This is a genomic window from Sulfobacillus harzensis (genome assembly GCF_012933365.1).
Taxonomy (GTDB): Bacteria; Bacillota; Sulfobacillia; order Sulfobacillales; family Sulfobacillaceae; genus Sulfobacillus_B; species Sulfobacillus_B harzensis.
Genome location: NZ_JABBVZ010000102.1, coordinates 1 through 11,702, shown reverse-complemented (window position 1 = coordinate 11,702; position 11,702 = coordinate 1). Strand labels below are relative to the sequence as shown.

At 56.0% G+C, this 11,702-nt stretch carries 10 protein-coding genes; 1 reads left to right on the top strand and 9 read right to left on the bottom strand.

Annotation, left to right across the window (positions count from 1 at the left end; genetic code table 11):
• Window positions 1–187: 187 nt before the first annotated feature.
• The 9 genes from glf to HIJ39_RS18570 all read right to left on the bottom strand — a co-directional run bounded on the left by glf (window position 188) and on the right by HIJ39_RS18570 (window position 10,575).
• Window positions 188–1,285, bottom strand: a complete 1,098-nt coding sequence (glf, locus tag HIJ39_RS18610) for a UDP-galactopyranose mutase (RefSeq protein WP_169102400.1) — start codon at window positions 1,283–1,285, stop codon at window positions 188–190.
• A 16-nt stretch (window positions 1,286–1,301) separates the two neighbouring features.
• Window positions 1,302–2,204: a glycosyltransferase family 2 protein gene (locus HIJ39_RS18605; protein WP_169102398.1), complete on the bottom strand. Its 903-nt coding sequence runs from the start codon at window positions 2,202–2,204 to the stop codon at window positions 1,302–1,304.
• 358 nt (window positions 2,205–2,562) lie between these two features.
• On the bottom strand, window positions 2,563–3,330 hold the full coding sequence (locus HIJ39_RS18600; protein WP_169102396.1) for a CheR family methyltransferase: 768 nt from the start codon (window positions 3,328–3,330) through the stop codon (window positions 2,563–2,565).
• Window positions 3,320–4,354 (bottom strand): chemotaxis protein CheB, encoded by a 1,035-nt coding sequence (locus HIJ39_RS18595; RefSeq protein ID WP_169102394.1) that lies wholly within the window; start codon window positions 4,352–4,354, stop codon window positions 3,320–3,322. The genes HIJ39_RS18600 and HIJ39_RS18595 overlap by 11 nt, the downstream gene beginning before the upstream one ends.
• 44 nt (window positions 4,355–4,398) lie before the next feature.
• Window positions 4,399–4,947, bottom strand: coding sequence for a chemotaxis protein CheC (locus HIJ39_RS18590; RefSeq protein ID WP_169102392.1), 549 nt, complete (start codon window positions 4,945–4,947; stop codon window positions 4,399–4,401).
• 46 nt (window positions 4,948–4,993) lie between these two features.
• Window positions 4,994–5,344, bottom strand: a complete 351-nt coding sequence (locus tag HIJ39_RS18585; RefSeq protein WP_169102390.1) for a response regulator — start codon at window positions 5,342–5,344, stop codon at window positions 4,994–4,996.
• Window positions 5,322–8,069 carry a chemotaxis protein CheW gene (locus HIJ39_RS18580; RefSeq protein ID WP_169102388.1) on the bottom strand — a complete coding sequence of 916 codons (2,748 nt, stop codon included), beginning with the start codon at window positions 8,067–8,069 and terminating at the stop codon, window positions 5,322–5,324. The genes HIJ39_RS18585 and HIJ39_RS18580 overlap by 23 nt, the downstream gene beginning before the upstream one ends.
• A 41-nt stretch (window positions 8,070–8,110) precedes the next feature.
• The gene (locus HIJ39_RS18575; protein WP_169102386.1) at window positions 8,111–8,563 is read right to left on the bottom strand and encodes a chemotaxis protein CheW; all 453 of its coding nucleotides are present in this window, start codon (window positions 8,561–8,563) and stop codon (window positions 8,111–8,113) included.
• A 23-nt stretch (window positions 8,564–8,586) separates the two neighbouring features.
• Entirely contained in the window at window positions 8,587–10,575 is a 1,989-nt protein-coding gene (locus tag HIJ39_RS18570; protein ID WP_169102384.1) for a methyl-accepting chemotaxis protein, read from the bottom strand.
• Between the two features lie 446 nt (window positions 10,576–11,021).
• Between HIJ39_RS18570 and HIJ39_RS18565 the strand changes: the two genes are divergently transcribed.
• A complete protein-coding gene (locus HIJ39_RS18565) occupies window positions 11,022–11,600 on the top strand; it encodes a hypothetical protein (RefSeq protein WP_169102382.1) in 579 nt (192 codons plus the stop codon).
• Window positions 11,601–11,702: the final 102 nt, after the last annotated feature.

The following is an 11,702-nucleotide window of genomic DNA, read 5'->3' as shown; positions in this document are numbered from 1 at the left end:
TGCCTACATTGCCGCCCCGATCTTCCATGCCAACAGGCAGCTTGACTCTCCATAGCTGGTCTTGACAGGACATCATCTAACCACCGGTTAAAGTTACTGAAACAAGGTGAAGAGCCAAACAGAAGGCCATCCACAAGAATTGTCCGGACAGTCCAACCTCTGCGCCCGAATCCGAATTCAGCCAAGGTCACCAGCCACTGTTTAGGCATTCGTCGACTGTTTGCAGGGCAGATGCCACAGCTTGATCCATATTGTAATAGCGGAACGTGCCTAACCGGCCCACGAATTGAACATGGGACTCAATGCGTTTAGCTTCTTCCTGATAGTGTTCTAGCGTCCGTTGGCTCTCTTTTGTGAGCACAGGATAAAATGGTTCACCAGACTCCTGCGGATACTCCACGCCCGTAACAGTGATGTGCGGAATCCGTTGACCCGTAATATGTTTAAACTCTGTAATACGGGTGAAATCATAGTCGTTCGGGTAGTTCACGGTAGCTACGGGTTGGGCGAAATCTACTGGGTGCTCAATAAAATCAAAATGCAGTGAACGATAGGGTAAATGGCCATGAACGTAATCGAAGTATTCATCGATCGGTCCTGTACAGATGATCTTTGGAATCTTGAGGTCTTTGACGCTCGCCCAGTCCGTGTTAAGCAATATACTGATGTTCGGTCGGTTTAGCATATTACGAAAAAGAGCGGAGTACCCGTATAAAGGCATTAGCTGGTACCGATCGGTGAAGTACCTATCGTCATAGCTGTACCGCAAGGGGATTCGGTTAGTGATAGTTGGTAAAAGCTCCGTCGCCGGCCGTCCCCACTGCTTTTCCGTATAATGCTTGAAAAATCGTTGATACAGATCCTTGCCAATTCGCGCATGCATGCTTTGCTCCACATTGATGGGGTTAAGAATTGGCTCGGCTTGATTTGCAATCCATGCCTTCATTTCGTCAGAGGTCAACTTCAGTCCATATACGTTCTCAATCGTTCTTAGATTAATCGGGAAGGGGACCAGTTGCCCATCGACCGACGTCAATACACGATGTTGATATGGACGCCACTCAGTAAACTGGGATAGATAAGAAATTACTGACTCGCTGTTCGTGTGGAAAATATGTGGGCCATAAGGATGAATCAAAACGCCGGACGGATGAAATGTGTCATAGGCATTTCCTCCCACGTGGAACCGCTTTTCTACAACCAAAACTTTCCTGCCGAGGCTTGCAAACCGTTCTGCACAAACAGCGCCAGAGAAACCCGCCCCGATTATCGCAACATCGTACATTGACCACATCTCCGTATCAAATTTGTTGGCGCACAATCCATTCGACAATTTGACTCGTAGACATATCTGATCGGGCAAGCGCTTGAAAAAGCATCAGTCGGTAATTTTTCCATAAGCCAGTTATCGCGTTCCTCTCCTCGGCCGTCAGGACTCCGACTTCACCAGACAAGACAATGTTGATGGCCTTGAGGGCATCGACTCCCGAGGCGACCGGATCTCTTTGTGAATTGCCGTTAGGGTGGACGCGATAGTAGCCCAGAGGCTCTGGATTATACACACAGGCGGCGCCCCCCAGGACAAATTGGATGTGGCGCAGCCAGTCGTGCGATATCCGCAGTCGATGGTCTTCGGGTCCGAACATCGAGAACAGCTCTGTTTTGTAAATGGCTCGGGGACCAATGGATGCCGATCTCACGATTAATTCGCGCAGCGCCTGGTGGCTTTGTGGAAACTCGTTTTCGGGGCCACCGAACGCATAGTCGAAGGCGGGATGACGCGGCTTTCCGTAACACGTTTTGTCCGTCGGAGTGTGACCCTCCATGACGTACAGATTAGAAAAGCCCATGTCAGCTTTGTCAGCGAGTATTTTGAACATGGTGGCTTCCACATACTCAGGAAAGAGAATGTCGTCTGCATCTAAAAACATCATGTATTCGCCCCGAACATGCATGAGGCCGAAATTATAGGCGAACCGTGCACCGCGATTTCTGGGCAATCGATATATCCGCCAGTTCGGGAGTTGGTCGTATTTCGCATAGTGTTTCGAAGTCCCATCAGTGGACCCATCGTCGACAACGACCACTTCAAGCTTGGGCCATGTTTGGCTTGCGGCAGAAGATAACGCGGCATCGACAAATTGTTCGGAGTTATACGAGGGTATAACAACGGATACAAGCGGTAACGGCAAGGAATTGTTCATGATTTGTGTCCCCTTTTTCGATTAGTTTCGTTCAACGCTCACCAAAATCCTCACCATTCTGACCCCAAAGGGAGGATTGGACGCGTCGTGTTTATACGGCATCACGCGAAAGGTCACGTTCCAACTCCTGAGACGGAGCAAAACACCGGGCCTCCGTCCACCTTAGGACGTGGCCGCGAGTCGGAACACACCAAGTGCGAAAGAGTGCGCGGAGAATCTTGCGCCTGAAGTAGGGGCAGAATCGTTGCCGAATTCGCGGCTCATCGCGTGCGTCAGTAGCGACGGAATGACGAATCGTTGTCTGCACACCGTCACGGACACCTGCTTTGTTCAAGGATGTCCCGACGAACCCGATGATTCAATCCGCCTTTTGGTACAGCGACGGGGAAATCATCCGAAATCCAAGGTCAGCATATTCCAAAAACGTCTCCGTTACACCAAGGAACAACAAGCCTCGGGGGGTCAGAGCATCCGCAAAAGCTCGGAGGACACGCAGACGCACTGCAGGCTCAAAATAAATAAGGACATTCCGGCAGACCACGACGTTGTATTGCTGCGGGGGGAACTCGGCGGTTAAATTGTGCTGCCGATAGGTAATCGTACCGTGGGACAATCCGACAAGCCGCCAGGCGTCACCATCGCGCTCAAAAAAACGACCATAGGGTGGGGGAACCTTTCGATATTGCTCATCCAGATACCGACCTGTCCGTGCGGTCGTCAAGATGTCTCCATCGCTGTCCGTGGCCAAAATACTATAAGGTTGCCCCATATCTTCAAAGATGAGGGCTGCGGTCACCGGCTCCGCTCCCCACGAACATCCGGCCGACCAGACCGCCCATGGAACCTGAAGCCGCTCGTGGGAAATGACCGAGCGCAGTTGCAGCCAATAGGGGCGATCCCGAAAGAATTCCGTCACGTGAATCGTCAAGTGACCGTGCAACTTCCGATACAGGTCAGGCGATTGGGTCAGTGCCCGCGTCAGCGCATCGACGGTCGCGAAGCCCTCTTGGTTCAAAAACGTTTCAAGGCGCCGCTTAATTTGCCCCGGTTTGTAAACTGAGAGATCAAGCCCGAATGGGGCCAACGCACGAACGATCTTATTCCAGGTTTCATCTTCAACTGCCATGATTACGCGTCACCACCTGACTTAGCCAATGGCCAATTTCGGGTAGAGGCCAAATCGCGTCGGCATCGCCACGTTCCGCCACCACGCCAGGCATCCCCCAAACTAATGCTGACTCCTTGGATTCAACGACCACAGTGCCTCCCGCCTGCCTCACAGCACGCGCACCCTCGGCCCCGTCGGAACCCATCCCGGTGACGATGACCGCCGCACTTTCAGCACCAAAGGCAGTCGCCACGTCGACGAGCGTCACATCCACGGATGGGATGACGCCGTTTCGGCGATCGCCCGGTTCAGCCCAACATTCTGTTGCCGACACACGGAGGTGAAATCCACCCGCCGCAACCACGACAGGGGCTGTCTTGAGAGGCATCCGTGTTCCATCCGGCGCCGCTTCGAAGACCGGCGATCCCAACACCCCGGCCAGGCGTTCCGCAAATGACCGCGTAAACCCCGCCGGCATGTGCTGCACGATAAAAATGGGAACCCGGGGCGTTTCCTTAATAGCAGCACACAACAGGGACACGGCCTTGGGCCCGCCCGTTGAGGCGCCAATCACTACTGCCCGCACCTTGCGATTCCGAACCCCGGCGCGACACAATGACGAGCGTCCAACGACCGGTTCCCCTCGGGGACGCTCGTCTTCGCGGTACGATACTAGGTGGTCCAACATATCGTCCAGAGACTGGCCTGGCCCGGGCTTGGCAACAAAATCCTGCGCGCCCGCATCCAATGCAAGCCACGTATTGCGCATGGCTTCGTCCGAATACGCGGACATCATTACGATGGGACCCTGCCATGTTTTCCGCAACACCTGAAGTGTGGCAATCCCGTTCATTCCCGGCATCACGAGATCCATCACGACCAAGTCCGGGTTGAGATGCGGAATCTCATGAACGGCGGCAAGCCCTGACGACAACCGTGCTGACACTTCCCAGCCTCGCTGGGTCATGCGATTGGCCAATCGCATTGCAAAAAACGCGGAATCGTCTACGATTACTACCCGAAACGGCGTTGAAGGGCTCATGAGTCACCTACCTAGTCGGTTTCGATTGATGCCCTTACGTTGGGCTATTCGGGAAACGCCGGAATGACCAGCATGCGCCCCAGGACTCCTTCGCTCGGCACTTCGAACAACGCTTCGGCCAACAGCACGAGGGCTGCGGATGTCATCTGGTGCACGAACTCGTCCGGCGAGGTTAAACCTCCTTGGGGGAGTTTCGGTTCCCATACGGTCCCCAACAAGTCCGAGAACACGTTTAAATATGCCGTCCCGACAATATTGCCGACCTCTTGCAATGCGGACAATCCCATGTCATTCAAGGGTAATTCCACCTCCTCCTCCATTAAGGCGCTTACCAGTCGCTGGGCATTCAACGGCGAAAAGCCCAGAATGATGGTGGAGGGAAGAAGTCCGGTCGCCTCCACGTACACGCCATAAAACGGATTGGTGAAAGATTGCTGAATTTGGATCACAGCCGTTGACCACGTGGCAATCGCGACGTGGCTGTCCTTGACCACAAAATCCAACCCACTGAATTTTTTGAGGGTGGCCCCCGCATGCATCAACGCAGGGCCCGACGCTTGTTGCCAGACGGTTAAAAGCTCTCGAATATCCACCCGACGCCTCCATCCGCTTCCGCCATGAGCCCTTCCTGCTGGTATCCTAAAACCATTTGGCCAACACCTGCATAATGCGGTCTGGCTCATACGGCTTGACAACAAAATCCTTGGCACCGGCTTGCAAGGCCGCTACCATCATGGCCTGTTGCCCTAACGCCGAGACCATGACAATCCGTGCGGTCGGATCGGTTTGACAAATCGCCTGAGTGGCCGCAATCCCGTCCATATCCGGCATGGTGATGTCCATGAGCACGCCGTCCGGATGATGTTCGCCATATAGCGCAACCGCCTGCGCCCCACTGGCCGCTTCGATCACCGTATGTCCCGCTTGCTCGAGCATCTTGCGGAGGCGTGAACGCATAAACGCCGCATCATCCGCGATTAGAATTCGCATTGGAGTCCTCCTCAGGGTGAATTTCGAAGGGATCAACCCGCATTAAACAGTCGCGCACGGTTTGCGCCAACCGCATCGGCTCAAACTTGGTCAAGATCGCATCCGCACTCAATTGCGCCGCACGATCCGCGTGCCAATATCCCGACAAAGACGTATGCAACATCACCGGCACATGCCGGGTTCGGACATCGTTTTTCAGCGCGGCGGTGAGCGCGTACCCATCTAGGCGCGGCATCTCAACATCGAGAATAAAGAGATCTGGAAGATCCGTGCTTGTTTCGACGGCATCCCAGAGGGCCTGACCGTCCAAAAAGGATCGGTATCGCAGCCCCAGCGATTCCAACGTCTTGTGAATCTGATGCCGCGCCACCGCCGAATCGTCCGCGATCCACACAACTTTGTCGCGCAACGCGGGAAGGGGAGGGGAGGGCTCTTCATACACCGGGGCCGGCGCCACTTGAGACAGAATTTGCTCGAAGTCAATCAACTGGATTTTTCCCAAATCCGCATGGTCCACGAACCCGGTCAATAGGCGGAACTCCCCGGCGTTGAGAGCCTCTGGCGATGTCTGCACTTGATCCCAGCGGACACGAACCATCGATTCGACGCGCTCGACGGAAAACGCTTGCACGGTTTGATTAAATTCCGTGATGAGGATCGTGACTTGTTCAGGGACGCCCATGCATAACGCCCGATGCAAATTAATGACCGGCATGGCTTGTTCACGCAGTTGCAAAAAGCCATCGATCCACGCATGCTGACCGGGTGTCCGCGTCACCTCGGCTTGGGACAGCACCTCGCGTGTCTTATACACATTGATGCCGTAGCGCTGTCCGTCGCTCATGCGGAACACCAGTAATTCCATCTCGTTCGATCCCGCTTTTAAGATCCCTTCGTCGACGCCCAACCGGTCTTCCGCAAGGGATCCGCCGGCCGGCACCAATCGCCGAACATCGGCCATCAACGCCAATCGGCCATCCCCCAGCAAGGCGACGCCACTCAGCCACGGCGTAATCCCCACGAGGCCGGCAACGGATTTGATGACCACTTCTTGTTGGCCCAACACTCGGCCGACCGCCAGGCCCGCCCGGGTTCGACCGTCCTGGACCCGTACCAGATATTGCTCTGATTGACCTTCGGGTGCGCCGAGGATATCGGCCAGGGAATAGACCGGCAACGGAGCGTCAGCATCCTGAGCAGCACGCTGCCCTAGCGCGGATCCCAGGACGGAACGCTTCAATTCTTCAATGCGCTCGACCGCCGCAATTGGGAATCCCAGCGTCCACGGCCCCACCTCCACAATGAGCGCTGTCATAATCGCCATCGTCATGGGCAATTCAATGTGGAACGTAGTGCCTTCTCCGCGTTGACTATCGACGCGGATGCCACCATGAATGTCGTCTAGAAACGCTCGTACGGCATCCAAGCCCACGCCGCGGCCTGAAATATCGGTTACGGTATCGGCCGTGGAAATGCCGGGGCGAAAGAGCAACTCGGACAATTGGTCTTCCGACGCGGTCTGGGCGGTTTCGGGATCCATCCACCCCTGGCTCACGGCTTTTTGCCGCAACTTTTCCCAGTTGATCCCGGCCCCGTCATCTTGCAGTTGCACATGCACATGCCCCTGGGCGGTGAACGCCGTCAAACGAATCGTCCCCGTTTCGGACTTGCCACGCTGCAACCGTTCCTCCGGACTTTCGATGCCATGGTCGCAGGAATTTCTCAACAGGTGCAAAAGCGGTTCATGCAACCGGTCCATGACGACGCGATCTAATTCCGTTTCGCCGCCAGCCGTCTGCAACTGGATCTTTTTGTTGAGCTTCTGGGCGAGATCATGGATCGCCCGGGGATATTGGCGAAACAGGGTGTCCAAGGGCAACATGCGCGCGTGCAGCGTCAAGTCTTGGAGGTCCAAGGTGCGTCGGCGTAAGTGATTGAGCACCGATCGTACTGCCGAGTTGTCTGTCCCTTGCCAGAGATGCAGCACTTGTCCGTGATCCAACAGCAGTTCGCCCAGTCCCTCAAGAATAGCTTCCAACACGTCCGCATTAATCCGCAAGGTCGCGTCGCGCCGTTCGGACCGACCAACCACTTCCTCGGCCGGTGACTCGTCCAATGCCTGTGGCCCGGTGCTTGGCATCCGCTCGACCGGTTTGGCCGAAACGAGATCATCGACGCTGCTTAAGGCCTCTTGAACCACTGCGGCATCCACTGCGGAACTGGGCAGGAGCAGATAACTTTGCGTACCTGACCACTGGGCCAGGGCTTCCTCCGGGGGGTCCGACTGCGTACCGGGAACGGCCGTATTCACGGCGAGCCATGCTTGGTACGCACGCACACCCGGCATGGGGCAAGCGGCATCCCACGTCAGTTCCCAGACAGGTTGATCATCCGCGACGGTCGTGGCCTCGGTTCGGCCCGCGAGTTCCGCACGAAAGGCATCCACAGCGTCCAGGACCAATTGTTGCAGAGCCGAGGTCCACTGCCAATCCGGATGAATGCGGCGGTCAAGCGCATCTTCCATGCGATGCGCTCGATCCACCCACTCCGTGAGGCCCAACATGCCACCCGACCCTTTCAGCGTATGCGCCGCACGAAACATCGCATCCATCGGCGGTTGCGGTTCCAGCGCACCCGATTCCAGGGTATTTAACAATTCCGTCGCTTCTTCGATAAAGAGGGTACGTTCCTCTGCGGTATCCCACTGCACGTCAACAAATCGCATCAGGCGGCGGCCTCCTCAAGCATTGCTCGCTTATGATTTATTTACCGATCGGCAAGCATCGGATCCGTGAGGAGTCCTGCATGCAAACGGTCCGGCATGTCGGCAATCCACTCCCACAGCCATTCCGAATCCCATCGATACGCAGCCTTGACCAGTGGCGCCACGGCGGGGGACACCAAACCACTCCATCGCTCCTCGTGCATGGGTTCGGTCGGAGCCCATAAACCTTCCACCTGATCCACGGCCACCAGGAAACTCCCGCGCTGGCTGCCCCAGCGCAAGGCCATACCCACGGCGTCCGACGCGAGGTTCAGCATCGGACGGAGAGTTAGTACCGTTAGCGCCTGTCCGCGAATCACGGCCACACCCGCAATAGCGGGCGGGGTCTGAGGAATGGGGGTCACACCAGGAGACGCCAGAATCTCGGTCACATGCGTCACCGGTGCGCCCCACAAGTATGGCCCAATTTTGACGGTCAACAATTGGCTTTCCATCCCATCCACCCCTCCGACATCATTTACAACTGATATCGCGACACGACGCGATTCAACCGTTCGACCACTTGACTGAGTACGTCGGCTTTGGTGGACAGGGAACGGGTGGACTCGGCCACGTGTTCGCTCGTCGTGGACACCTCTTCGGTCGCTGCTGCGGTTTCTTCTGAAATCGCCGCGAGGCCTTCCACCGTATCGGTAATGCCCACCAACGAGGCCGACATTTGTTGGGTGGCGGCGGCGTTTTCCTGAGCGATACGTGCAATTTCCCGCATCCCCTGGTCCACGCCCAGACTTTGTTTCTCCAACGCACTCACCGTTTGGGACATCGCACCGATCTGGTCAGCTACCTGGGATACGGCATCGTCCATTTCGCCGATTGCTGTACTGGTCTCGCGCGCCAGCGTCTGGCCAGTGGTGACCTCTTGATTGGATTTCTCCATCAATTCCAGTGACAGTTGCACCGTTTCCTGAATGGTATGGATAATGTCACTCACATTCTTGGCTTCCTGTGAAGACTGCTCCGCCAGCTTGCGGACTTCGTCGGCGACGACGGCAAACCCACGCCCGTGTTCGCCAGCGCGTGCCGCCTCGATGTTCGCGTTCAGCGCCAACAGATTGGTCTGCGAGGCAATGTCCGCTATGGTCCCCGCGATGGCTCCGATTTGCTCCGAGTGCCGGCCCAGGCGATTTACTGACTCAGCTTGGAGTTGGGCGACCTCGGCAATACGGGCAATGGCCGCCAACGTCTGTTCGACCTGCATTCGTCCTTGCTGCGCAGTATCGCGCGACTGAACCGCCAATTGTTCCATGCGCACTGTCGTCTCGTGCACCAAGGACTGGGCTTCCTTCATGGATGCCAGCGCTACCTCACCGTGATCCACTTGTTCCGCTTGCCGCGCAGTCCCTTGACTGACCTGGTCTACCGCCGTCTTGAACTCCTGCATCGCCGACGTAATTTGCTGCAGGCCCTGCGACGATTCACCCGTTGCTTGGGCCGTCTGGGCGATGGCGGTGGCAATTTGACGGGTCGCTTCCGTGGTCTGACTAATTACGTGCGTCAACTCGTTCGCACTGCCGTCGACATCCTTGCCTGCCGCTTGCAAGGCGTTAATAAGGTCGCGAAGCTGGCTATGCATCGCTACGAGAGATTGGCCCAATACATCGTCGGGCCCCTGCGCTGTGGGGGACACAGTAAGGTCGCCCTGGGAAATCGCTTGGGCCACCGCCCCCGCATCCGTCAGATACGTCATCATCTGTCTAAACGCGCGGGCCAGATCGCCCAGCTCGTCCGCAGAGTTCATGCGCACTTCATCCTGGACATTGCCCTCGGCAAGATGCTCAGCGACTTCCTTCAATTGCCGCAGCGGCCGAATCGCGGACCATTCGACCAAAAACAGCACCAATACCAAGAACAGAATCACGGCTACCGCGGTAACCCAGGCCCAGGTGATGCTACTGTTCTGACTGGTGTCTACCGCCAGCAATCGACTATCCAATTGTGCTTGGCCTGCTGCTGTCAACTTGCTTAACAACGACATAATGGCGTTGGACGGCGCGTTATTGCCGGTGGTTTGCATGGCCACGGCCGCCGACACCCGATGATTGAGCAGGTCGTTGCGCACCTGCGTCGCATCCTGATTGTAGGCGGCCATCTGTTGAGAAACTTCGCTCAGCAAAGCTGTTGCGCGCCCGGTGGACGCCAGACCCTGAGCTTTGGAGAGGCCGGCCTGGAATTGTTGCCGAAATTGCTGCGCCTGTTGATAGGTGGTGTTCGCCAACCCCGTTTGGCCGCGTTGGGCTACCAGGACATACATATTCATCTGGTCGTCATACCCATAAAAGTCGCTCTCGAGCTTGAGGACGGTGTTGTTGAACACACTATCGCGATTTGCAACGCGATGGGTGTCACTCAACGAGGTGCGAGCATGGGACACAATTAACACAGCCTGGACCGCTACAGCTGCTGCCAATGCGCCAGAGACGATCGACAGTTTGCCTGTCAGTTTCATGAATCTGCCTCCTTCGCCCGTTTGAGCGAATATCTGAAAACTCAATTTCTAAAAAATGACTCATACCGTGCTCGTATGTGGACGCGAACGCTCCGCACTGCATCGCAATAGCTCCCTTAACGCTTCGTACGCATTAAGCGGATTCCGCGACGGCACCTTAAATAAGCGAAGGTAAGTCGCCTCAATTGATCCGACAAAGACGCTGAAGGACAGGCCCATCTAGGCCACGCCGTGGACTAGCGCCGCCGATCTTCATCGAACGATGCCCATGTCGCTAAAAAAGATCGCCACCTATGGCACAGTCGTGGCTGCTGATTGGCAAGCATGCCGGAACCCTATTGCCGGTAAATCGTTTCGACTGCCATGGGAATGCGGTATGATCAGGGGCGGATCTTTTGGAAGGTTCCCCATTTTAGGGTTAGCAACGCAAAGAGGTGTGACAGTAGGTGGTAGGACAGAAGTCGGTTCGGTTGAAGTGGAGTCGCAAGTATCACATCGGCCATGCGCAGTTGTGGGACATCTTGGGTGGGCTGCAACGTGCCATGAAGTTAGCAGCATTGGGTCACATTGACGATGTCTATGAGGTGGCGCGGAGTGCATCGCGGCAAGCCGATCTTATGGGGAATCATCAACGGGTTTGGCAAATCGAAACGCTGGTGAGTGATTTGGCTCCCTTGGTCCAAACATCCGGCATCGCCCGGACAGAGGAGTTCGAACGCCGGGCCCGGCAGGCGGTGGCCCAGGAAGCGTACCAGGACGCACTGGCCTATCTCGACCAATTGTTAATCTATCTCGCCGAGGATTACAGTGCACGCCGACGAGTCATGATCACGCGGACGATCATTCTCAGCACCTTAGGCCGGTTTCAAGAGGCCGTCGCAGCGTATGACGAAATCATCAATGCACCTTCGCGTGGCCACCACATCTACAAACCAGCGCAAGCCTTAATGGCGATCGACCGAGCCATTGCCAATTGGTACCTCGGCCACTTGCCCAATTGGCAGCAAATCGGTGGGATGAGATAGTCCCGAATTTCGTGGAATTTGCGGCAGCGATTCCTGTCCGTGTTTGGTTGAATAGAGGTACCATCCATCATTCAACCGTCAGGAGGAATCGCTATGACTTCG